The 22,403-nt window shown below is 74.3% G+C and carries 17 protein-coding genes and 1 tRNA gene; 13 read left to right on the top strand and 5 right to left on the bottom strand.

Going from position 1 to position 22,403, the window contains the following annotated elements; genetic code table 11:
• Positions 1-491: 491 nt before the first annotated feature.
• Positions 492-2,837, bottom strand: coding sequence for an asparagine synthase-related protein (locus DRB89_RS16150; protein ID WP_204358142.1), 2,346 nt, complete (start codon positions 2,835-2,837; stop codon positions 492-494).
• Between the two features lie 642 nt (positions 2,838-3,479).
• Between DRB89_RS16150 and DRB89_RS16145 the strand changes: the two genes are divergently transcribed.
• From DRB89_RS16145 to DRB89_RS16130, 4 genes are all read left to right on the top strand, one after another.
• Positions 3,480-5,120 carry a sporulation protein gene (locus DRB89_RS16145; RefSeq protein WP_112451723.1) on the top strand — a complete coding sequence of 547 codons (1,641 nt, stop codon included), beginning with the start codon at positions 3,480-3,482 and terminating at the stop codon, positions 5,118-5,120.
• Between the two features lie 78 nt (positions 5,121-5,198).
• Positions 5,199-6,398: an L-2-hydroxyglutarate oxidase gene (lhgO, locus tag DRB89_RS16140; RefSeq protein ID WP_112453988.1), complete on the top strand. Its 1,200-nt coding sequence runs from the start codon at positions 5,199-5,201 to the stop codon at positions 6,396-6,398.
• A gap of 190 nt (positions 6,399-6,588) precedes the next feature.
• Positions 6,589-7,419, top strand: a complete 831-nt coding sequence (trmB, locus tag DRB89_RS16135; protein ID WP_112451722.1) for a tRNA (guanosine(46)-N7)-methyltransferase TrmB — start codon at positions 6,589-6,591, stop codon at positions 7,417-7,419.
• 117 nt (positions 7,420-7,536) lie between these two features.
• Positions 7,537-8,850: a PrsW family intramembrane metalloprotease gene (locus DRB89_RS16130; protein WP_239516175.1), complete on the top strand. Its 1,314-nt coding sequence runs from the start codon at positions 7,537-7,539 to the stop codon at positions 8,848-8,850.
• 13 nt (positions 8,851-8,863) lie between these two features.
• On the opposite strand, the gene DRB89_RS16125 is transcribed toward DRB89_RS16130, so the two are convergent.
• From DRB89_RS16125 to DRB89_RS16115, 3 genes are all read right to left on the bottom strand, one after another.
• Positions 8,864-9,898: a M23 family metallopeptidase gene (locus DRB89_RS16125; RefSeq protein WP_112451721.1), complete on the bottom strand. Its 1,035-nt coding sequence runs from the start codon at positions 9,896-9,898 to the stop codon at positions 8,864-8,866.
• Positions 9,899-10,179: 281 nt separating this feature from the next.
• On the bottom strand, positions 10,180-11,361 hold the full coding sequence (locus DRB89_RS16120) for a PP2C family protein-serine/threonine phosphatase (protein WP_112463311.1): 1,182 nt from the start codon (positions 11,359-11,361) through the stop codon (positions 10,180-10,182).
• A 221-nt stretch (positions 11,362-11,582) separates the two neighbouring features.
• Positions 11,583-11,656 (bottom strand) — tRNA-Met (locus DRB89_RS16115).
• A gap of 255 nt (positions 11,657-11,911) precedes the next feature.
• Here DRB89_RS16115 and DRB89_RS16110 point away from each other — a divergent pair.
• The 9 genes from DRB89_RS16110 (at position 11,912) to DRB89_RS42965 (ending at position 20,202) form a co-directional block, all read left to right on the top strand.
• The gene (locus DRB89_RS16110; RefSeq protein ID WP_162688602.1) at positions 11,912-12,499 is read left to right on the top strand and encodes an NADPH-dependent FMN reductase; all 588 of its coding nucleotides are present in this window, start codon (positions 11,912-11,914) and stop codon (positions 12,497-12,499) included.
• Positions 12,499-13,110 (top strand): serine O-acetyltransferase EpsC, encoded by a 612-nt coding sequence (gene epsC / locus DRB89_RS16105; RefSeq protein WP_204357654.1) that lies wholly within the window; start codon positions 12,499-12,501, stop codon positions 13,108-13,110. The genes DRB89_RS16110 and epsC overlap by 1 nt, the downstream gene beginning before the upstream one ends.
• A 157-nt stretch (positions 13,111-13,267) precedes the next feature.
• A complete protein-coding gene (locus DRB89_RS16100; RefSeq protein WP_112453242.1) occupies positions 13,268-14,281 on the top strand; it encodes a cysteine synthase family protein in 1,014 nt (337 codons plus the stop codon).
• 82 nt (positions 14,282-14,363) lie between these two features.
• Positions 14,364-14,609 carry a 4-oxalocrotonate tautomerase family protein gene (locus tag DRB89_RS16095; protein ID WP_112447418.1) on the top strand — a complete coding sequence of 82 codons (246 nt, stop codon included), beginning with the start codon at positions 14,364-14,366 and terminating at the stop codon, positions 14,607-14,609.
• Complete coding sequence (locus DRB89_RS16090; RefSeq protein ID WP_112447416.1) at positions 14,606-15,967, top strand: MFS transporter; 1,362 nt, start codon at positions 14,606-14,608, stop codon at positions 15,965-15,967. The genes DRB89_RS16095 and DRB89_RS16090 overlap by 4 nt, the downstream gene beginning before the upstream one ends.
• Positions 15,964-17,238 (top strand): ATP-grasp domain-containing protein, encoded by a 1,275-nt coding sequence (locus tag DRB89_RS16085; RefSeq protein WP_112447414.1) that lies wholly within the window; start codon positions 15,964-15,966, stop codon positions 17,236-17,238. Before DRB89_RS16090 ends, DRB89_RS16085 begins: the two co-directional genes overlap by 4 nt.
• A complete protein-coding gene (locus DRB89_RS16080) occupies positions 17,235-18,587 on the top strand; it encodes an ATP-grasp domain-containing protein (RefSeq protein WP_112447412.1) in 1,353 nt (450 codons plus the stop codon). The genes DRB89_RS16085 and DRB89_RS16080 overlap by 4 nt, the downstream gene beginning before the upstream one ends.
• Positions 18,584-19,846: a hypothetical protein gene (locus DRB89_RS16075; protein WP_112447410.1), complete on the top strand. Its 1,263-nt coding sequence runs from the start codon at positions 18,584-18,586 to the stop codon at positions 19,844-19,846. Before DRB89_RS16080 ends, DRB89_RS16075 begins: the two co-directional genes overlap by 4 nt.
• A gap of 188 nt (positions 19,847-20,034) precedes the next feature.
• Positions 20,035-20,202 carry a hypothetical protein gene (locus DRB89_RS42965; RefSeq protein WP_162688601.1) on the top strand — a complete coding sequence of 56 codons (168 nt, stop codon included), beginning with the start codon at positions 20,035-20,037 and terminating at the stop codon, positions 20,200-20,202.
• Positions 20,203-20,303: 101 nt separating this feature from the next.
• Here DRB89_RS42965 and DRB89_RS16070 read toward each other — a convergent pair whose 3' ends face one another.
• Positions 20,304-22,388: a tetratricopeptide repeat protein gene (locus DRB89_RS16070; RefSeq protein WP_239516174.1), complete on the bottom strand. Its 2,085-nt coding sequence runs from the start codon at positions 22,386-22,388 to the stop codon at positions 20,304-20,306.
• Positions 22,389-22,403: the final 15 nt, after the last annotated feature.

Here is a 22,403-nt window from a genome sequence, read left to right as displayed (position 1 = left end):
GCCATGCAGACCTTTGACATTGCCAGGCTCACCTCACACCCCGTCCCGATCGTCCCCGAGACATTCATCGCGGTCTCCGGCCTCGGTCCCAAGGAGGACTCCAACGGCTCCGGGAAGACCAGCTTTCTCATCGCCGTCTCCCTGCTGCTGGCCGATCCGCAATGGCGACTGGACACCAACGGGGGACGACCTGCCAGCGGCATCCTGTTCCATCCCGAAGCCGCCGGAGTCGACCAGGCCCACCGGGCATCGCCGGTCGACCACGGCTACATCGTCGGCGTCTTCGCCCACCCTGCCGACCCCGCGGCCAACCCCTTGACCGTCTGGATCCGCATCGCCACCACCGCGCCCTACCTGCAGGCCAACTGGACCGAAAGTCTGCACCTCGCCGACGCCGCCACCGACCACGAACGCAGCATCCAGGCCGACGACCTCTGGCGCGCACTGGGCACACGCGAACTGCTCTCCGCCCGCGCCATGGCCGACAAGCTCTACGGCATCGCCCTACTGCACGGGTGGCCCCCGGAATCAGACGCGGGTAAGTCCTCGGCAGCGTCCGATGTGAATAAGAGACAGCCTTGGGAGACCGCGCGACGGCAGGAGGTGCAGGTGCCCGTCCAGCAGGTGCCCCGGCGGGACAGGAGGCGGCCCAGCCAGAGTTCCATCGAGACGAGTTCCGCCAGGCCGTCCAGCGGGACCGGGCGGCCGTCCGCCGCGTCGAGGAGGGCCTGGCGGACGACCCGGGCTTCGATGAGGCCCGCGTCCGCGAGGAGGGGGGCGGTGAAGAGGGTCAGGAGGTCGGGGAGGGCCGCGCGCAGGCCCAGGCGGGTCGCCGATTCGTTCGGGGTGTGGGACGGGGTGCCCCACCCCGGGGGGAGTTCGCGGACCCCGGACGAGGACAGGATGGTGCGCAGGATCGCCGCCCGCGCGCCGGGCTGGACGCGCAGGTGGTCGGGGAGGGCGCGGGCGGCCAGTACGACCTGGTTGTCCAGGAACGGGGCGTGCAGGCGCTGGCTGCGGACCTCCACGGCCTGTTCGAAGACCCGGTGGTCGGCCGCGTGGCGGGCCAGGACGGCGCGGGCCCGGGCCTCCCCGGGCCGGAGGGAAAGCGGGGGGCGGCCCGCGGCCGCGGTGAGGCGGATCGATACCTCCGCCAGGGCTTCGCCCGTCAGCCAGGCCGCCGCCGGGCCCGGGCGGGACCAGGTCAGGGCCGCGAGCGACGCGTCCACCGGGGAGGCGGTGCCCGCGGCCGGGACCCCGTCGCGCAGGCGGGCCGCCGCCGCCTCCATGCCCGCGCGGTACGTCGTACGGGCCAGGCGGCGGGCCGCCGAGTACACGGTCAGGGGGACGAGGAGGGAGTCGGCGGGGGACGAGCGGGCCAGGGCCAGCGTCGGGCGCAGCAGGTGGCGCCGGCGGCGGTCGAGGAGGAGGTCGGCGAGCCGGGCGGGGTGGGCGTCGAGGACCTGGCGGGCTCCGTGCCCGGTGAAGTGGTCCGCGGAGCCGGCGGCGAGGCGGCGGCGCTCGCGCGCGGCGAAGACGAGGGAGGGGCCCGGTTCGTCGGTCAGCGGCCCGTCGAGGTCCGCGTACGGGAGGGCTTCCTCGGAGGCGGCCACGACCACGTGGTGCAGGCGGGGGTCGGCGGCGATGGCGTGGGCGCGTTCCAGTTCGGCCTCGCGGCCCTGCGGGGTGGCCAGGTCGTTGAAGGTGACCGCGAGGAGGCGTTCGCCGGTGCGGCTGAGGATGGTGCCCGGTGCTCCCGGGAGTCCTGCCGCGAGCAGGGCGAGGGTGGCGGAGGCGCTGCCGCCGGAGAGGTCGGCGCCCACTCCGGGGACGGGCGCGGGGGCGCCGCGGGCCGCGCGCCGGTCGGCGGGGCCCATTCCGGGGACGGGCCCGGGGTCGTGGACCGTGGTCTCGGGGGCATGGCGGGGAGCCGTGAGCCGGGCGCGCACCGCGTCGACCAACGCTTCCCGCACGCCCTCCACCGCGCGCTCGGGGTCGGCCTCGGCGGCGGCCACCGCGAGGGAGGCCACCGATTCGTACCCGGTGATCTCCCGTGAGCCCTCGCGCAGGATCAGCGCGTGCCCGGGCGGGATCCGGCGTACGCCGACGTACGGTGTGCCGTCGCCCAGCGCCTCCGGACTGTCGGGGCAGGCCAGCAGGGCGGCGAGATGGCCCACGTCGAGCTGCGCCTCGATCAGGTCGGCGAGCGGGAGGGCCGCGGTGGCGTACGCGGTTCCGCTCGCCCAGGGCGTGTAGAAGACGGGCCGGGCGCCGGCGAGGTCGCCGAGGACGGTGATGCGGCGGCCGGCCTGGACGACGGCGGTGTAGCTGCCGGGCCATTGGGTGAGGTGGCGCAGGGCGCCGCCGCGGGCGGCGTAGAGGGCGCGGCGCAGTTCTTCGTCGGTGGCGCCGCAGCAGCCGAGGACGACGAGCCGGGTGAAGGGGTCGGCGGGGTCGGCGGTGAGGGTGCGGATCTCGTCCGGGCGCCAGTCGCCGACGGCCCAGAGGGGGTCGGGGTCTCCCCAGAGCAGTTGGGCGCCCACGGGGACGACGGTGCGGTCGGCGTCGGGGGCGGCCGGGCCATAACCCGACGGGGTCTGGTCGGCGTCGGCGAGGCCGCCGCGGAGGGGGCCGTCGGCCCATCCGTCGGGGCCGGGGCCGGATCCGTACGGGCTGTGGCCGTAGCCCTGCCTGTGGTCCTGGCCGTAGCCCTGGCCCGAGCCGTATGCGCCCTGGCCGGAGCCTTGCGCGGCGTTCCGGGCGGAGCCGTTGCCCGCGACGCGTCCGGCCGTGCCGAAGCTCGCGGCGATACTGCTCCAACCCACCAACCAGCGCACCGCCGCCTCCCCAGCCCGTGGGCACCTGACCGGGGTACGAACGGCGCGGTCGGCTCTCTGGGCACGGCCGGCGGGACCCCGGGTGGCTCGGGGACCATGCTGCCACGAGACAGGCGTGCGAGAGTGGTTAAGGGGGGCGCACGTGCGAACGAACACGCCCCGGCCATGCGGTATTTGGCGTTCCGTTCCCACCGTCCCATAGGTCGCTTTCGGCCATTCTTCGGCCGCGACGAGGGCCCGCCGGACCCGTCCGGCGGGGTGCTGCGGGACACGGCGGAGCGCGGCCCGGGAGACGGCATCCGCCCCCCGGACCGTTCCGCCACCCGCGGGGATTGAGGCAGCGGCGTCCCCCGGCCCGCCTGATCCACGCGGCGGGCCGACCCACGCACCGCACATCGAATCGCCGGGCCCACGGAGCGGCCAGAGCGCACGGCCGGGCGCACGGCCACACGGGCGGAGCACGCGCTGACACGTGCGCCCCGGGCCCGGGACCCCGCCCGACTGTGCATACGGACAACAATCCCGCCATACGGAACAGGGGGCCTTAACGCTTGGGAGGCGGGGAACTACGCTGGGTTTACGAAATGCCGGGCGCCTATGCCCCGGCGGCGTATGCGTTCCGCGTGTGACGAGGGGTGGCGCATGTCCAGGGAGCTCCGCGAGCCCAATGAGAAGCTCGGCGCCGTCCTCGCCCTCGCGGGCATCAGCAATGCCGGGCTCGCCCGCCGGGTCAACGACCTCGGCGCGCAGCGCGGCCTGACACTTCGGTACGACAAGACGTCCGTTGCCCGGTGGGTCTCGAAGGGGATGGTGCCGCAGGGCGCCGCCCCGCACCTGATCGCGGCGGCCATCGGCGCGAAGCTCGGCCGGCCGGTGCCGCTGCACGAGATCGGGCTCGCGGACGCGGACCCGGCGCCCGAGGTGGGGCTGGCCTTCCCGCGCGACGTGGGCGCCGCCGTACGCTCGGCCACCGACCTCTATCGGCTCGACCTGGCCGGGCGGCGCGGTGGTGGCGGGATCTGGCAGTCGCTCGCCGGTTCCTTCTCGGTGTCCGCATACGCGACACCGGCCTCGCGGTGGCTGATATCTCCGGCCGACAGCTCGGTGGCGCGCGAGCCCGGACAGGCACCCGCCCCGGGGCAGGGACGGGCGAAGAACAGCGGGCAGAGCGGGCAGAACAATCAAGGCAGTGGTCAAGGGCACCATCGCTCGGCCTCGTCCCGCGCGACCGTGGCGTCGCGCGAACCGGTGCCGGGCGCGGCTCCGCCGGAAGGCCTTCCGGCGCCGCCCGGCGCCCTCGTCGGGGGTGTGCCCGCCCAGCCTCCGGGTGAAACGCCCTCCCCCGCCGGGCCCGACGCGGGCCCGCAGCGCGTGGGCCACAGCGATGTGACCAAGCTGCGCGAAGCCGCCGAGGACGCCCGCCGCTGGGACTCCAAATACGGCGGCGGCGACTGGCGTTCGTCGATGGTCCCCGAGTGCCTGCGGGTGGACGCGGCCCCGCTGCTGCTCGGCTCCTACACCGACGAGGTGGGCCGCGCGCTGTTCGGCGCGACCGCCGAACTGACCCGGCTGGCCGGCTGGATGGCCTTCGACACCGGGCAGCAGGAAGCGGCCCAGCGGTACTACATCCAGGCGCTGCGCCTGGCCCGCGCGGCGGCCGACGTACCGCTCGGGGGGTACGTGCTGGCCTCGATGTCGCTGCAGGCCACCTACCGGGACTTCCCGGACGAGGGCGTGGACCTCGCGCAGGCCGCCGTCGAGCGCAACCGGGGGCTGGCGACCGCCCGCACCATGAGCTTCTTCCGCCTCGTCGAGGCCCGGGCGCACGCGAAGGCCGGCGATTCCGCGGCCGCCGGGGGCGCGCTCAAGGCCGCCGAGAGCTGGCTGGAGCGGGCCCGGGAGGGCGACGCCGACCCGACCTGGCTCGGCTTCTACTCGTACGACCGCTTCGCGGCGGACGCGGCGGAGTGCTACCGCGACCTCAAACTCCCGAGGCAGGTAAGGCGTTTCACGGAACAGGCACTGTCCCGGCCGACGGAGGAGTACGTACGATCACACGGGCTGCGGCTCGTGGTGAGCGCGGTGGCCGAGCTGGAGTCCGGGAACCTCGACGCCGCGTGTGCGGCGGGTACCCGGGCGGTGGAGGTCGCGGGGCGGATCTCGTCCGCACGGACGACCGAATACGTACGGGACCTCCTGCACCGGCTGGAACCGTACGGGGACGAACCGCGCGTGGCCGAACTGCGCGAGCGGGCCAGGCCTCTGCTGGTGACCCCGGCATAGGCCCCGCGTCGCCCGGCTGTCAGTGGCGGGGTGCACTATGCAGGGGTGGGAGGTGTCAGTGTGGGCGGCGTGGGCAGCATGGGCAGGGTGGACTGCGATGTGCTGGTGATCGGCGGCGGAATCGTCGGCCTGTCGACGGCGCATGCCCTCGCGGGGCTCGCTCCGGGGACGCGCGTGGTCGTCCTGGAGAAGGAGGCCGGCCCGGCGCGGCACCAGACGGGCCGCAACAGCGGCGTGATCCACAGCGGGATCTACTACAAGCCCGGATCGCTCAAGGCGCGCTTCGCGGTGCGCGGGGCGGCCGAGATGGTCAAGTTCTGCGCGGAGCACGACATCCCGCACGAGGTGACGGGCAAGCTCATCGTCGCCACCGAGCGGGACGAGCTGCCGCGCCTGCACGCGCTCGTGCAGCGGGGCCGGGAGAACGGCATCCCGGTGCGGGAGCTGGGGCCGACGCAGATCGCGGAGTACGAGCCGCAGGTGCGCGGGCTCGCCGCGATCCATGTCGGGACCACCGGGATCGTGGACTACGGGCGGGTCGCGGAGCAGCTGGCGGAGTCCTCCGGGGCGGAGATCGTCTACGGCGGGGCGGTCGAGCTGATCTCGCGGCGCGCGTCGGGCATCGCGGTGCGGACGAGCACCGGCCTGGTGGTGCGGTCGCGGATCCTGGTGAACTGCGCGGGACTCCAGTGCGACCGGATCGCGCGGCTGGCCGGGGACGACCCGGAAATGCGGATCCTGCCGTTCCGGGGCGAGTACTACGACCTGGCGCGGCCCGAACTGGTGCGCGGCCTGGTCTACCCGGTCCCGGACCCGGCGTTCCCCTTCCTCGGCGTGCACCTGACGCGGGGCATCGGCGGCGGGGTCCACGTCGGGCCGAACGCGGTGCCGGCGCTGGCGCGCGAGGGGTACGGGTGGGGCGTGGTGCGGCCGCGGGACCTCGCGGACGAGCTGGCCTGGCCGGGATCCTGGCGGATGGCCGCGCGGCACTGGCGGTACGGGGCGGGCGAGGTGCGGCGGTCGCTGTCGAAGGCGGCGTTCGTCGAGGCGGTACGGCGGCTGCTGCCGGCGGTGCGCGGGGAGGACCTGGTGCCCGCGGCGGCCGGGGTGCGGGCGCAGGCGGTGCTGCGGGACGGGACGCTGGTGGACGACTTCCTGATCCGGGAGGGGGAGCGGACGGTGCACGTGCTGAACGCTCCGTCGCCGGCGGCCACCGCTTCGCTGCCGATCGGGCGGGAGATCGCCTCCCGAGCGCTCACCGCGCTGCGCGCGGCGTAGGACCGGGGCGGCCCGGGCTCGGCTGCGGGGGCGAGGGGTCGGGCTGCGCCCGGACCCTCCTGGGGCTCCGCCCCAGACCCCGCGCCTCAAACGCCGGCGGGGCTGGAATTGCGGCCCCGGGCCTCGGGCTCCGGCGGGGCTGGAAGCGCGACCGGGCGTGGTTGTGGGGCGGGCGTAGAATCCGGGGATTGTGTCTGAGTCATCGAGTCCCCAGAATCCCGCCTCCCAGCCCGCGCCGGAGGCGGCCGGAACCTACACGCCCCCGAAGTGGCGGACCGAGCCGCGGTTCCCCGACGGGCCCGCGCCCGATCCGGCCGGCTCGCACCACGAGCGGCGGATCCGGAGCTTCCAGCCCCGGCGCAGCCGGGTGACCACCGGGCAGGGCGAGGCCCTGAAGCGGCTCTGGGGCACCTGGGGACTCGACATCGACGGGCACCACGTCATCGACCTGAAGCAGATGTTCGACGGGCTTCCCGTCGTGCTGGAGATCGGCTTCGGCATGGGCGAGGCCACCGCGCAGATGGCCGCCGCCGACCCCGGGACCGGGATCCTCGCCGCCGACGTGCACACGCCCGGCCAGGGCAACCTGCTCGCGCTCGCCGAACGCGGCGGGATGACCAACGTCCGCGTCGCGAACGGTGACGCGATCATCCTGCTCCGCGAGATGCTGCCGCCCGACTCGCTCGCCGGGCTCCGCGTGTACTTCCCCGACCCCTGGCCCAAGGCCCGCCACCACAAGCGGCGGCTGATCCAGCCCGAGTTCCTCGCGCTGGCAGCCACCCGCATGGCACCCGGGGCGATCCTGCACTGCGCGACCGACTGGGAGCCGTACGCCGAGCAGATGCTCGAAGTACTCACCGCCCAGCCGGAGTTCGAGAACACGCAGGCCGACGGGGGCTACGCGCCCCGGCCCGACTTCCGCCCCCTCACCCGTTTCGAGGGGCAGGGGCTCGACAAGGGCCACGTCGTACACGACTTGCTCTTCCGGCGCATCGACAACGCCGACAACAAGGGGAACTGACCCGACGTCACTCCCCGTGTCGGAGTCGCTCGGTAGAGTCATCGCGTGCTCCGAGCGACAACCCGGCTGTCCCGTGCGGTCCGTGCGGTCCGTGCCGTCCGTGCGACCCGTGTACCCATGTGCGTGCTCGTCGTGCTGCTCGCCGGCTGCGGCATCTCGATCCTGGAGCTCGTGCGGGAGCAGACCGGCACCCCCGGGTTCTTCGTCGGGCTCGGCCTGGCCCTGGTGCCGGTGCCGCCGCTCGTGGCGGCGTTCCGGTGGGTGGGCCGGGCCGCACCGCATCCGTGGGCGCAGCTGCTGTTCTGCTTCGGCTGGGGAGCGTGCGCGGCGGCGCTGATCGCCATACTGGCCAACAGCTTCGCCACCCGGTGGATAGCCGCGGCCACCGCCGATCCCTCCAACGCCGACCAGCTCGGCTCGGTGGCCATCGCCCCGGTGGTCGAGGAGAGCGCCAAGGCGGCCGCCCTGCTGCTGGTGTTCCTCTTCCGAAGACGCCAGTTCACCGGCCCCGCCGACGGTTTCGTGGTGGCCGGATTCACCGCCACCGGCTTCGCCTTCACCGAGAACATCCTCTACCTCGGCAACGCCTTCGACGAGGACGCGGAGAGTGGCGCCGGGGTGCTGGACTCGGTCACGGCGGCGACCTTCTTCGTCCGGATGGTCATGTCGCCGTTCGCGCATCCGCTGTTCACGGTCTTCACCGGCCTCGGTTTCGGCGCGGCCGCGCTCGCCGCCCGCCGCTCGCGGCGGGCCGGGCTGCCGCTGCTCGGCCTGGCCGCCGCCATGGGCCTGCACGCGCTGTGGAACAGCTCCTCCGACTTCGGGGAGTCCGGCTTCTACGTGGTCTACGGCTGCGTGATGTTCCCCTTGTTCGGGCTGCTGGCGTGGCTGGCCGTGTGCATACGGCGCCGGCGCCTGCGGGCCGTCGCCGGGGAGCTCGCGGTGTACGCGGCCGCCGGCTGGCTGGGCCCCGCCGAGGTCCCCGCGCTGGTGTCCATGCCGGCGCGGTCGCTGGCCCGCGAGCTGGCCCGGAGCACGGGCGGCCGTCCGGCCGGGCGTGCGGTGGCCCTGTACGAGGCCGACGCGGCGGCCCTGGCCCTGCTGCGGCATCGGGCGCGCAGCCGGGGACCGGCGCGCGAGCCCGACTTCGCGGGCCGGGAGCGGGAGTTGCTGCACCGGCTCTGGCTGCGCCGCGCCACGGCGGGACCGGCCCTGTCGCGGGCGGCGGTGCTGGAGGAGCTGCTGCCGCCCTGGTTCGACCCGCTGGACCACCGGGTCCCGGTGGAGCGGCCCGCGCTGGCCGGCGTACCGGCTCCGCGGGACCACCGCGCTCCGCGAGACCACCGTGCTCCGCGAGACCACCGCGATGCGCGGGACCACCGCGATGCGCGAACCGGGGCCGGGCCCGAACCCTGCCCGGACAGGTCTTAGGCCGTCGTACGGCTCAGACGTTCAGGCCCTTCGACGTCAGCCAGGCCAGCGGGTCCACCGTGGAGCCGCCCTGGCGGACTTCGAGGTGGAGGTGCGGGCCGGTGACGTTGCCGGTGGCACCGACCCGGCCGATGGTGGCGCCCGCGGCGACCGAGCCGCCGGTCACCGACATCGAGGACAGGTGGCAGTACCAGACCTCGGTGCCGTCGGGGAGTTCGAGCACGATCCGGTACCCGTACGCGCCGGACCAGCCGGCCGAGGTGATCTTGCCGGCGGCGACGGCCTTGACGGGGGTACCGGTGGGGGCGGCGAAGTCGAGGCCGGTGTGGTGGCCGGAGGACCACATGGAGCCGGCGACCCCGTAGTGCGAGGTGAGGGTGTAGGCCGAGGTGGGCAGGGCGTAGCCGCCGGCCGCCTTGGCGGCGGCCTCCTGGGCCTTGGCCTCGGCGGCCGCCTTGGCCTCCTGAAGCTCGCGCTCCTCCTTGGCCGCCGCTTCGGCCGCCGCCGCTTCGGCCGCCTGGCGGGCGCGCTCCTGGGACTCGCGGGCCTCCTTGGCGGCGGCCTCCTGGGCGACCCGCTCCGACTCGGCCTGCTCCTGGGCGGCGGCCGCCTCCTGCTGGTTCTCGGCCTGCTGGAGGATGCGGCTGCGCAGCAGCTCGCCCGCGTCGGACCGGCGGTCGGCCTGGCGCGGGAAGAGCCCGGTCCGGGCCGCGGCGTCCGGGCCCGTGCCCTCGCGTCCCGCCGCGTCGGCGGTGGCGGCGTCGTCCTCGCCGCCGAGCACGCCGGGCAGGGACGGCAGGGAGGGGAGGGATATGGCGACCTGGGGACGGTCCTGCGCGGTGGCGATGCCGCTCGCGCCGACCGCCGCGATGACGCCGACGCCGAGGACGGTGGAGGAACGGGCCAGTCCCCCGCGCTGCTTGAGCACGCGGTGCTTGCCGCGCGGCGGGCGGGCCGAGTCCTCGGTGGGGTTCCATTCGCCCCAGGCTCCGGCGGTGGGCGGCTCCTGGACTTCGATGCCTTCAGGGGCAGGCGAGTTGGAGGCCACCGGGGCACACTCCTCATGAAGTCCACGCACACGGCGCCGTCTCTTGCGACGGCTGGGACGACCGCGCTGCGTTATCGAACGGTAATAGAAGAAGGGGAGTGATTCCAAGCAGTTGCGATTGATCGTTAACGACAATCAGCCACCCACTGAACTGCTCTGGCCAGGACTTATGGCCGCACTCAGGGATCAACTCGGGCAAAAATCGGCCGACTCGCCCACCCCTCCCGCCACATCTTCACATTGACGGTCTGTCAGCAATCTCGCTGAGCGCGCCCCTGCGGTCACGCTCCGTCCCCTCGCGGGACCACCGGGACCGTCCGCCGCCGCTCCGGCTGCCCCTCGGCGGGCCGGGCGAGGGCCAGCAGCGCCATGTCGTCCGTCGCCCCGCCGCGCGTGTGACGGCGGACATCGCTGCCGAGCGCGCTCAGCAGTTCGTCGGGCCCGGGGAACACCCGGCCGCGCAGCCGGGCCGCCGGATCGTAGAAGACCCCGGCCCCGTCCCGGGCCTCGGTCAGCCCGTCCGTGTAGAGGAGCAGCGTCGCCCCCGCCGGGAACTCCCACTCCTGCACCCGGTCCGGCCAGCCGCCCAGGTCGCCCATGCCCAGCGGCAGCGCCGGGTCGGTGGGCGCGAGCACCACCAGAGCGCCGTCCGCGTGCAGCAGCAGCGGCTCGGGGTGGCCCCGGTTGACGAGGCGCAGGACGCCCGCGCCCGACGGGATCTCCCCGAGCACGCACGTCGTGAAGCCCTCCACCGCGTCCAGGCTGTCGCGCCGGTTGCCCTCGCGGGCCAGCGCCCGCTCCAGCCGCTGCGCCACCCCTTCCAGTGTGGCCTCGCTCTCCGCCGCCTCCCGGAACGCGCCGAGGACCACGGCGACGGCCTCGACCGCCCCGAGCCCCTTGCCCCGGACGTCGCCCACCGCGAGGCGGACCCCGTACGGGGTGTCCTGGACGGCGTACAGGTCGCCGCCGATGAAGGCGTCCGCCTGCGCGGCCTCGTAGGAGGCGCTGACGTGCAGGCCCCCGATGCGTTCGGCGGGCGTCGGCAGGACGGCGCACTGCGCGGCCTCGGCGATCCCGCGCGCCGAGGCGAGCTGCTCGGTGCCGCGCCGCACCACGACGTTGATCAGCGTGGCCAGCCCGGAGACGGTCAGGACGGTGGCGAGCTCGGTGAGGGCCTCCACCTTCACGGTGGTGCCGTTGTAGAGGTGCAGCAGGACCACGGCGAGCGTGGCGAGCACCCCGGTCAGCACGGTCCAGCGGAGCGTGAACAGCGGGGCGGCGATCAGCGGGGCCGCGGAGAAGAAGGGGGAGCCCGTGAAACTGGGCGGGGTCAGGACGTCGAAGGCGAAGCCGACCGCGATCAGGGTGACCGGGAGCATCTTGACGACCCGGCGGACCACGGGGCTGCCCGCGACCGCGCCGAAGAAGCGCTCGCTCCTGCCCTGCCGGCCCAGCCCCGCCACGCTGCTCTCCTGCCGCCCGGTCCCTCGCACGGGTGCGGGCCGCCGTCGCCTCGCCCCCCAAGGCTGGCGGCCGGAGGGCCCGTCCGGCCAGCCGGGCGGGACCGTTCGGGTGAGGGAGGGGACGGGGTGAGGGGAGAGGGGAGAGGGAGCAAGAGCGGGGAGCAAGAGGGGGCAACGACGAAGGTCCGGTTCCCCTGGGGGAACCGGACCTTCGTACTGAGTAGCGGGGGCAGGATTTGAACCTACGACCTCTGGGTTATGAGCCCAGCGAGCTACCGAGCTGCTCCACCCCGCGTCGGTAAACCCAACTCTACGCCATCCGGGGGGAGGGCTCCGCCAATTAACGTCCACACCCCCCTGGGAACGGGTATCACCGCAGGTCAGGGGCGTAAAACCAGGGTTTTGGGCCGGTCAGCGGCCGGGTGGAGGCGCCTCGTGGCCCGGCCCCGCCGGAACCGGGAACGGAGCGGGAGGGGTTCGGGAACCGCCGGCGGGAGTGTGTGACCAGTCGAAGGCCTGCCGACCGGGAGGCCGAAGAGAAGGGGTCCCCGTGGCGAAGATCGTTCTGGTGTCCGGCAGCACGCGCCGAGACTCGGTGAACACCGCAGTACTGGCGACCGTGCGCCACATCATCGAGGGTCTGCCCGGCGCGCACGAGGCCGTCTCCCTCTCCGTCGCGGAACTGCCGTTCTACGAGGCCTCCCTGGAGCAGGCCGACGGTTCGGCGGCGGTGCGCGGGGCCAAGGAGCTGGTCGCCGGCGCGGACGCGCTGTTCATCAGCACCCCCTCCTACAACGGCGAGATGCCGGGCGCGCTGAAGAACGCGCTGGACTGGCTGTCCCGGCCGGGCGGCGAGAGCCCGCTCAGCGGCAAGGTCACGGCCGTGGCCAGCGCCTCCCCCGGAGCGCGCGGCGGGCTCGACGCCCAGCCCGGTCTGGTCGGCGTACTGCGCCGCTGCGGCGCGCAGCTCGTCGAGCACGAGCCGGTGGCCGTCGGCGGCACGGGTGCGCTGGCCGCCGAGGGCGGGCGCTACACCGACCCGGAGCTCGTGGCCCGGCTCGAAAGCCTGACCCTCGCCGTGCTCGCCGAGGTCTCCGGGCACACCGCCGTCGGGGACCGCGCCGAGGCGCTCGTCTGATGGCCGCCGACCGGCCCGGTCTGCTCAGGATCATGAAGGAGGACCTGGACGTGGTGGTGGCCCGCGATCCCTCGATCCGCAGCCGCCGCGAGGCCCTGCTGCACGCCGCGCTGCCCGCGCTGTGGGCGCACCGGATCGCGCACCGGCTGCACCGGCGGGGGCTGCGGATGACCGCGCGGGCCATCGCCTGGCACGCCCGGCGCGGCACCGCCGTGGAGATCCACCCCGGTGCGGTGCTCGGCCGGCGGGTGTTCATCGACCACGGTGCGGCCGTGGTGATCGGCGAGACCGCGGTGGTCGGCGACGACGTGACCATCTACCACCAGGTGACGCTGGGCGCGGTCGGCTGGTGGAGCGACAACAACCGGGCCGACGGGGAGCGCCGCCACCCGGTGGTGGGCCACGACGTCGTGCTCGGTACGAACGCCACCGTGCTGGGGCCCGTCACCATCGGCGAGCACGCCGTCATCGGCGCCCAGGCCCTGGTGAACAAGGACGTGCCCCCGGGGGCGCGGGTGCTGGCCGCCACCGCCGTGATCAAGGCGGTGGGCGCGGAGCCGCAGCCCATGGAGGACCTGTACGCGACGACCGCGTCGGCCGGGTCCTGGTAGGCCCCCGCTCCTTCCCCGACCTGCCCGACACCGCGGATCCCCGCGGATCCCCGCGAAGACTTCACCGGCGTGCGGCTGACCGTACGACCACCCGAAACGCAGCCGTACGAACCGAACTTGTGAGGAAACAGACGTGGACAGCACCGAGAGCCGTGACATGCGCCCCATCGCCGACAGCATCGAGGACCTGGTCGGTTCGACCCCGCTGATCCGCCTGCGCTTCGAGGACACCGCCCCGGGCACCGAGGTGCTGGCCAAGCTGGAGTCGGCCAACCCGATGTCCAGCAGCAAGGACCGGGCCGCCCTGTACATGCTGCGGGCCGCCGAGCTGCGGGGCGAGCTGACGCCCGGCAACGGCACCGTCATCGAGGCGACGTCCGGCAACACGGGCATCTCGCTGGCCGCGTTCTCCGCCGCCCGCGGCTACCGCTGCGTCATCGTGCTGCCCGACAGCGCCACCCGGGAGCGGGTCTCCCTGCTCAAGGCGCTCGGCGCGGAGATCGTGCAGACCCCGCGCGAGGCCGGGTACCCCGGTGCGATCGCCAAGGCCGAGGAGCTGCACGCGGCGACCCCCGGCTCCTGGTTCCCCTGCCAGCACGAGAACCCCGACAACGTGCGGGCCCACTACGAGACCACCGGCCCGGAGATCTGGACCGACACGGCCGGCCGCGTCGACGTCCTGGTCTGCGGCGTGGGCACCGGCGGGACCCTGACCGGCGCCGCGAAGTACCTGAAGGAGCAGGACCCGTCGATCCGCGTCATCGCGGTCGAGCCGGAGAACTCCCCCGTGCTCTCCCGGGGCACCGGCGGCCTGCACCGGATCCCCGGTCTCAACGGCGGCTTCGTCGCCCCCACCACGGACGTCGCCCTGATCGACCACGTGGTCACCGTGTCCGACGAGGACGCGATGACCGCCGCCCGTGCGCTCGCCCGCCGCCAGGGCATCTTCGTCGGGGTCTCCTCCGGCGCCGTCGCCCACGCCTGCGCCGAGCTGGCCGCGCACCCGGACTACATCGGCGCCTCGATCGTCACCGTGCTGCCCGACACGGGCGAGCGCTACCTCAGCCTCTGGGACGAGGCCGGCGACCCCACCGCCCGGGCCACGGCCCGGCCGGCCGGGCAGCCGCTCCTCCAGCCGGTCGCCAAGGTGCCCGTCCAGCCCGTCGCCTGACCTTCACCGCTCCACCCGCTCCACCCGCTCCACCCGCTCCACCCCCGCTCCGACCTCCCCCACTCCGCAAAGGAACCCCGACATGCCGGTGATCACCGTCGACTGGTGGCAGGGCAACGACCGTGCCCAGCGTGCCGAGCTCGTCCGCGAACTGACCGAGACCGCCTCCCGCGTCGCCCACTGCCCGCACGAGGCCGTGACCGTGATCGTCCGGGACGTGGAGCCGGCCTACTGGGGCAAGGGCGGCACCCTCGCCGACGAACTCCTCGGCGCCGACGACGGCGCCCACGGCGGAGCCGACGACGGAGCCGACGGAGCCGGGTCGTGAGCTTCCGCGAGCTGCACCCCAACATCAAGCTGCGGCTCGGTGTCGGCTTCGTGCAGCGGCTGCTCGGCATCATGCTGATGCCGCTGATGGTCATCCACCTGGCCGCGCTGTACGGCGCGGCGACGGCCGGCGCGCTCACCCTGGCCGTGGCGGTCGCGGGCATCGCCTGCAACTTCCTCGGCGGCCACCTCGCCGACGTCCACGGCCGCAAGCCGTTGATGGTCGCGGGCGAGATCGGGGCGACCCTCACCTTCGGGCTGCTCGCCCTGGCCAACTCGCCCTGGTGGCAGTCGGGAGCGGCGACCTTCGTCCTCTTCCTGCTCAACACCTGCCTGGCGAGCGCCGCCACTCCCGCCGCCGACGCGATGATGATCGACGTCTCCACCCCGGAGAACCGCACGCTCGTCTACACGATCAACTACTGGTCGATCAACATGGCGTTCACCCTGGGCGCCCTGATCGGCGGGTTCTTCTACGGCGACCACTTCGCCCTGCTGCTGACCGCGGCGGCCGCGCTCTCCGCCGCGACCACCCTGGTGACCTGGTGGTGGATCGCCGAGAGCGCCCCGCAGTACGCCAAGGCCCAGGCGGCCGGCGTGTCGGCCATGCTCCGCGGCTACCTCGCGGTCTCCCGGGACCGGGTGTTCCTGCGGCTGATGGTCGCGGCGACCTTCACCCGGGCCGTCGAGGTGCAGATCGGCTACTACATCGCCGTACGGCTCTCCGACGAGTTCCCCGAGCAGGCGCTGACCGGCCTGGAGCGCTGGTTCCCGGCGGTCGACGGGGTCGCGATGCTCGGCATCCTGCGCGCGGTCAACACCGCCCTCGTCGTCGTCTTCGCCCTCTTCGCGGGCAGCATGTTCCGCCGCCTGTCCGACCGCGTCCGGCTGTACGCGGGCCTGGTCGTCTTCACCGCCGGGTACATGGTCCTGGCCGTCAGCAACAGCGGCTGGATCCTGATCGCCGCCGCCGTCCTGATGACCCTCGGCGAGATCGCCAACGTCCCGGTCAAGCAGGCCCTGCTGGCCGACCTCGTGGACCCGGCCGCCCGCACCAAGTACCTGGCCGCCTACGGCCTCAACGCCCGCGTCGGGCTGCTCGTCGGCTCGCTGTGCGTGAGCGTCGGAGCCTTCGTCTCCCCGGTCGGCATGAGCCTGCTCTACGGGGCCTTCGGCCTCGGCGCCATCCTCGTCTACCGCTCCCTGCTGCCGCTGCGCGAAGCCCGCCGGAGCGCGGCCGAGCAGAGCGAAGCCGGCCCGGCCGACACCGAGCGGAACGACACCGGGCGGAACGACACCGAGGCCGCGGAGGCGGCCCGGCCGGCCGCCGCGCCGGCCCAGAACGGAGCCACGTCATGACCCACCCCCGCAGCACCGGCCGGCTCCTGATGGTGATGCCGTACGAGCAACTCGTCCGCAAGGCCGTCGAGGCCGGCTTCCGGGTCTGGTCGATCTGGGACCCGAAGCTCCGGCCGGCCGCCTACCTCGACAAGGTCGCGGCGCACTCGGAGCAGGTGGCGCTGGTCGACTTCGAGGACGAGGCCGCCCTGCGCGCCCTGGTGGCCCGCATCGCCGGCGAGTACCGGGTGGACCACGTCCTGCACCTGGGCAGCGAGTCCAGCATGGCCCCGGTGCTCGCCGAGGCCGAGGCCCTGGGCCTGTCGCCGAACCGCGCGGAGTCCGTCCGGCTGCTCAACGACAAGAACGCGATGCGCCGGCTGCTCAACCGCAACGGCGTCTCCGTGGTCCGCGCCCGGGAAGCCGCCGTGCTCCGCGAAGTGGCGGGACTGCTCGCGGAGTTCGGCCTGCCGGCCGTCGTCAAGCCCGCCAACTCGGCGGGCAGCCGCGGCATCGCGCTGGTGCGCACGGCCGCCGACCTCGCGGAGTGGACCCGGCTGGTCGAGGCCGCGGGCCTCGAAGGCCCGTACATCATCGAGGAGTTCCTCGACGGGCCCGAGTTCAGCGTCGAGACCCTGACCGTCGACGGCATGCACGAGGTCGTCGGGATCACCGCCAAGCAGACCAGCGGCGCGCCCCGGTTCATCGAGACCGGGCACGTCCACCCCGCCCCGCTGTCCCCGGTGGACGAGGGCGCGATCCGCTCGACCGTCACCGCCCTGCTCGACCTCGCGGGGTACGAGTTCGGCCCGGCGCACACCGAGGTGATCCTCACCCCGGCCGGGCCGCGCATCGTGGAGTCCCAGGCCCGGCTCGGCGGCGACCGGATCCCGCTGCTCGTGGAGGTGGCGACCGGCTTCGACCTGGAGGCGGCGATCTTCAGGGCACTGGCCGGCGAGGACGTCAAGGTCCCGGCGCCCCACCGGTACGCCTCCATCGGCTACTTCCGGCTGCCGGCCGGGCCGCTGGAGTCCGTCGGCGGCCTGGCCGAACTGGCCGCCCTGGAGCACGTGCACGCCGTGCACTTCCCGTACGAGGCCGGCGACGTCCTGCCGCACACCACCGACTCCGCCACCCGCCACGGCTACGCCGTCGTCGACGCCGCGAGTCCCGCCGAGGCCGCCGAGCGGATCGCCTCGGCCCGCGCCGCGCTGCGCACCACGACCGCTCCCGGCGCCGCTCCCGCCGCCGCACTCGCCGCCGCTGCCGCCCCGAAGGAGGCCCTGCGATGACCGCAGCCGACCCGACCGCCGACACCACCGGGACCGGCCCGGCCGCCCGGGACCGGACCATGCTGCTCGTCGGCGGCACGGACCAGCACCTGGAGCGCGCCAAGGCCCTGGGTGTGCGCGTGGTGCTGATCCAGCACCCCGACAAGATCAACGCCTTCCAGACCGGGCTCGCCGACGCCCTCCTGATGGTCGACTACACCGACTGGGCCACCGTGCGGCCGCTCGCCGAGGCCGCCCGCGAGGTCTGGGGGTTCGACGCCGTCGTCTCCCTCACCGAGGGCGGACTGGACACCGCGGCCCGGCTGAGGGAGCACTTCGGCTTCCCCGGCACCCGCCCGGAGGTGAGCCGCCGGCTGCGCGACAAGCACCTCATGCGGCGCCACCTCGCCGAGCACGGCACGTCGGCCATGCACTGGGGCCGGGTCACCGACCGGGCCTCCCTGGAGGACTTCGGCGGACGCGCGGGCTTCCCCTTCATCGTCAAGCCCACCGACGCGACCGCGAGCTTCGGCCTGATCCGGGTCGCCGGCGCGGGTGACCTGGACGCCGTGTGGGAGCGGATCGAGGAGCTGCGCGGCCGGCGCACCGACCGCGGCTCGACCCTCTTCACCGTCCGCGAGTTCCTGATGGAGTCCTACCTCGACGGACCCGAGTTCAGCGTGGAGGCCTTCAGCTTCGGCGGCCGCCACGTGGTGGTCGCGGTGACCGAGAAGCTCGTCGACGACACGCACTTCGCGGAGCTGGGCCACGCCCTGCCCGCGCGCCTCGCGCCGGACGCGCACGCCCGGGTCACCGCCGCGGTGGCCGAGTTCCTCGACACGATGGGCGTGAGCGACGGGCCCAGCCACACCGAGCTGCGCCTGGGCTCGCGCGGCCCCGTCGTCATCGAGTCCCACAACCGGGTCGGCGGCGGCCACATCAACGAGCTGGTCGAGGCGGCGTACGGGATCGACCTCATCGCGTACGGGGTGGCCTGGCCGATGGGCCTGGTCGAGGAACTCGCCGGGCCCCCCGCGGCCCGCGCGGGGGCCTGCACCCGCTTCGTGCTGCGCGACCCGGGGACGGTCACCGCCGTGTCGGGCGTCGCGGAGGTCGCGGCCCGCGCCGACGTGCTAGCCGTGGAGGTCTCCGTACGCCCCGGCGACACGGTCCGCCCGCTGCGGGACAACTGGGACCGGCTCGGCTTCGCCGCCGTCACGGCGGCCGACACCGATGCCGCGATCGCGCTCTGCGAGCGGCTGACCGGCGGGATCCGCATCGACGTGACCGCACACGAGAACACCGCGCCCGCCGCCGATCACGGCATCGCCGCGGACCCGCACGACGACGACATGGAGGTGGCGGCATGACCGCGCTCGTACTGCACCGGTTCCCGCTCGGCCCCTTCCCGTACGACCGGTGGCTCGCGGAGCTCGACGGCGGCGTGGTGATGATCGCCGCCCGCGACAAGATCGCGGCGGGCGGCGAGCGGGTCCCGGACGGCCCCGGCGGCTACCGGCACCTGGAGCTCGTCGACTCCTTCGACGACGAGGAGCTCATCGACCGTCTCGCCCGCGACCTGGCCCACGAGTACCGGGTCACCCATGTCATCGCGCACCACGAGGCCGATCTGATCCGGGCGGCCGCGCTGCGCGAGAAGTTCGGCCTGACCGGTCAGCTGCCCGCCGGGGTGCTGCCCTTCCGGGACAAGGTCCTGATGAAGCGGAAGCTGGCCGACGCGGGCATCGCGGTGGCCCCGCACACCGTGCCGGGGACGGCGGACGCGGTACGGGCCTTCGCCGCCGAGCACGGCCTGCCGCTGGTCTTCAAGGCACGCGACGGCTTCGGCTCCATCGGGCTGCGGATCGTGCGGACCGGGGAGGAGCTGGCGGAGCGGATCGCCGAGGACTTCGCGCCCGGCACCGGACCCCGCGAGGACCTGCTGCTGGAGGCGTACGTCCCGGGCCCGATGTGCCACGTGGACGGGGTGGTCGCGGGCGGCCGCACGGTCATGGCCTGGCCCTCGCAGTACCAGTACGACCTGTCCTCCTTCCAGGCCGACGGCGGCGCCCGGGTGGACCTCACGCTGGACCCCTCGGACCCGCTGACCCCGCGGCTGCTGGAGCTCGCGCAGGAGGCGCTGGCGGCGCTGGGCGGGCCGGCGGACTTCGCCTTCCACGCGGAGGTGTTCCACACGCCCGACGACCGGCTCGTGGTCTGCGAGGTCGCGGCCCGCCCGGCGGGCGCGCGCATCCGGGACGTGCTGACGGCGGTCTTCGGGGTGCACCCGGTGGAGCTGGCGTCGCGGGCGCACACGGGGCTGCGGATGCCGGCCCTGCGGGAGGCCGGTGACGGGGCCGGGTGGGAACGGCTGGAGCCGGTCCGCATGGCGGGGCAGGTGCTGATGATGAAGCGGCCGGGCACGGTGCGCGGCATTCCGCTCACGCCGGAGGAGCCGTGGGTGGAGTTCTACGGGGTCTTCGCGGAGCCGGGCGAGGTCCTCGCCGAGGCGGCCATCTCCTCGGACTTCCTGGCCGCGGCGGTGCTGTCGGCGCCGACGCGGGAGGTGTGCGAGCGCAGGCTGCGGGCCCTGGGGGCGCGATTCGAGTCAGAGATAGTGATCGATTGAGCCAATGCCCGGGGCGGGGGCACGGCGCGTGCTCAACCAACGGACAGAGCCTGGTTCTTGATCCGTTCCCGCTGTAGCGTCCGAGGTCGGTATCGGAGTGGGAACCGTTGGGGAACGGTTCCGGAGAACCTCTCCCTTGTCGAACGCAGCACGCACGACAGCACAGACCAACGGGGCGGGGAACAATCATGCGCAGCAAGCTGGCCGGAATCGTCGGGGGCATCGCACTGGGGCTCACGGCCGCACTGGGCGCGACGATCGACCTGGGCTGGGACTTCACGGACCAGCCCCACGTCCAGGCGGACAACCACGGACCGGGCAGCCCGGCCCCCGTCATCTCCCCCCGCGTCTTCTGACACGCACCACCGGCCCCTGGGGCCCACGCGCGGCGGCGGCCCACCCCCGGACCAGGGGCGGGCCGCCGCCGCGCGTCGTGCCTCGTGCCTCGTGCCTCGTGTCAGAGCGGGCAGCGGGCGCCCGGGGGCACCCCCATCGCGGTGAACAGTCCGACGGCGCGGGCCCGGCTCCCGTCCGCCCTCGCCGTGTCGCCCAGCGCCTGCGCGGCCCGGGCGATCCCGGCCAGCGCACGGGCCTCCTCCATCCGGTACTCGGCCGCGGCCGCGCGCCCGAGCGCGCTCGCGTAGAACTCCAGGGCCTGGGCGTGCTCGCCGCGCGCCAGCCGGAGGTTGCCGATCCGCCGCTCGACGACCGTCTGGCGGGCCAGGGTGGGCCGGCGCCGGAGCAGTTCCAGCGCCTCCTCCTCGCAGGCGCGCGCGTCCTCGGCCAGGCCGAAGTGCTGCTGGACGGCGGCCATGAGGACCCGGGTCATCGCGAAGTCGTCGGGCCTGCGCGAGACCTCGACGAGCGCCATCGCCTCCTTCAGGCAGGTCTCCGCCTCCGCGAACCGGCCCAGGTCCAGGTACGCGCTCGCCAGGTCGTTCAACACCATGACCTCGTCGCCGAGGATGCCGATCCCGCGGGCGAGGTCCACGGCCCTTTCCGCCGCCAGGGCGGCTTCCTCGCCCCGCCCGAGGCAGGAGTAGGTGGTGCTCAGCGAGCACAGGACGTGGATCTCCGCCTGGACGGCCCCGGTCTCGCGGAACACCGCGACGGCCTCCTCCTGGTGGCGCACGGCCTCGGTGAACTCCCCGAGGCAGCTCAGCAGCAGGCCGAGGGCCTCCAGGCCGGCGCCCTCGCCGAGCCGCTCGCCCTGCGCGTGGGCCAGTTCCAGCGCCTCTTCCGCGACGGCGATGCCCTCGCGGAAGCGGCCGAGCTTCCACAGGGCGGTGACCTGGTTGGTCAGGCTCAGCCGCAGCGCCCTCGCGTCTTTGAGCCGCCGGGCCGCGGCCGCCGCGACCTTGCCGACCTGTAGGTACTGCTCGGTGTACGTCCGCATGTTGAGGAAGAACATCAGGTTGCGGGCGAGCCACACGGCGTGCCGGGGGAAGCCCCCGGCTTCGGCGGCCGTCACCGCGGCGATCAGCGCGGCGGCCTCGCGGTCGAACCAGGCGGTGGCCGGGTCGGCGTCCCCGAGCGCGGGCAGGGTCGCCGCCGAGCCCGTCAGGCCCGTCTCGTAGGGCGAGCGTGCGGGGAACAGCACCCCGCACGCCGCCTCCGTCGCCGTGTAGAAGTAGTCCAGCAGCCGCTCCACCGCCGCCGTGTCGTCCACGGCCGTCTCCGTGTTGCGCAGGCTCTGCGCGAAGCTGCGCACCAGGTCGTGGAAGGCGTAGTAGCCCAGCTCGGGCTGCTGGACCAGGTGCATGTCGAGGAGGTCCTCCAGGAGGTCCTCCGCTTCGCGGGTGTGCACGGCCAGCAGGGCCGCCGCCGAGTGGACGTCGATCTCCGCGCCCGGGTGCAGGCCCAGCAGCCGGAAGGCCGTGCGGTGGTCCTCGTCCATCGCCTGGTACGAGAGCCGCAGCGTGGCCGCCACGCTCCGCTCGCCCGAGCTCAGCTCGTCCAGCAGCCGGGTCTCGTCGCCGAGCCGGTCCACGAGGTGCCGCACGGTCCACCGGGAGCGGTTGCGCAGTCTGGCCGTGGCGATGCGCAGGGCCAGCGGCAGGTGCCCGCACAGCGCGGCGAGCGCCCGGGCCGCCTCCGGCTCGCGCTCGGTGCGCTCGGCGCCCAGGGTCTCGGTGATCAGCGCGAGGCTGTCCGCGGGCGACATCACGCCGATGGAGATCCACTCGGCCCCGTCCAGCTCGACCAGCCTCGCCCGGCTGGTGACCAGGACCAGGCAGCCGGGCGAAGCGGGCAGCAGCGGGCGGACCTGGGCGGCGTCGGAGGCGTTGTCGAAGAGGAGCAGCAGCCGGCGGCCGACCAGGGTGGCCCGCCACAGGGCGGCCCGCCCGGCGGGGTCCTCGGGGATCCGCTCGCCCGGCACCCCGAGGGTGCGCAGGAGGCCGGCGATGACCGTTCCGGGCCGCAGCGGCTGCTCGCCCGGGGTGTAGCCGCGCAGGTCCACGTGGAGCTGGCCGTCCGGGAACCGCTCGGCCAGCCGGTGCGCGGCGCGGACCGCGAGCGAGGTCTTGCCGGTGCCGCCCATGCCGTCGACGGCGAC

This window comes from Streptomyces sp. ICC4 (assembly GCF_003287915.1).
Lineage (GTDB): Bacteria > Actinomycetota > Actinomycetes > Streptomycetales > Streptomycetaceae > Streptomyces > Streptomyces tritrimontium.
This window is presented reverse-complemented; position numbering and strand designations above follow the sequence as displayed.

What these genes read in the sequence shown, in the direction of transcription:
- DRB89_RS16070 (WP_239516174.1), bottom strand. Translation starts at nt 22,388, where the DNA reads ATGGGCGGCACCGGCAAGACCTCGCTCGCGGTCCGCGCCGCGCACCGG.
- DRB89_RS16075 (WP_112447410.1), top strand. Translation starts at nt 18,584, where the DNA reads ATGACCGCGCTCGTACTGCACCGGTTCCCGCTCGGCCCCTTCCCGTAC.
- DRB89_RS16130 (WP_239516175.1), top strand. Translation starts at nt 7,537, where the DNA reads ATGTGCGTGCTCGTCGTGCTGCTCGCCGGCTGCGGCATCTCGATCCTG.
- DRB89_RS16100 (WP_112453242.1), top strand. Translation starts at nt 13,268, where the DNA reads ATGCGCCCCATCGCCGACAGCATCGAGGACCTGGTCGGTTCGACCCCG.
- DRB89_RS16095 (WP_112447418.1), top strand. Translation starts at nt 14,364, where the DNA reads ATGCCGGTGATCACCGTCGACTGGTGGCAGGGCAACGACCGTGCCCAG.
- DRB89_RS16085 (WP_112447414.1), top strand. Translation starts at nt 15,964, where the DNA reads ATGACCCACCCCCGCAGCACCGGCCGGCTCCTGATGGTGATGCCGTAC.
- DRB89_RS42965 (WP_162688601.1), top strand. Translation starts at nt 20,035, where the DNA reads ATGCGCAGCAAGCTGGCCGGAATCGTCGGGGGCATCGCACTGGGGCTC.
- epsC (WP_204357654.1), top strand. Translation starts at nt 12,499, where the DNA reads ATGGCCGCCGACCGGCCCGGTCTGCTCAGGATCATGAAGGAGGACCTG.
- DRB89_RS16145 (WP_112451723.1), top strand. Translation starts at nt 3,480, where the DNA reads ATGTCCAGGGAGCTCCGCGAGCCCAATGAGAAGCTCGGCGCCGTCCTC.
- DRB89_RS16080 (WP_112447412.1), top strand. Translation starts at nt 17,235, where the DNA reads ATGACCGCAGCCGACCCGACCGCCGACACCACCGGGACCGGCCCGGCC.
- lhgO (WP_112453988.1), top strand. Translation starts at nt 5,199, where the DNA reads ATGGGCAGGGTGGACTGCGATGTGCTGGTGATCGGCGGCGGAATCGTC.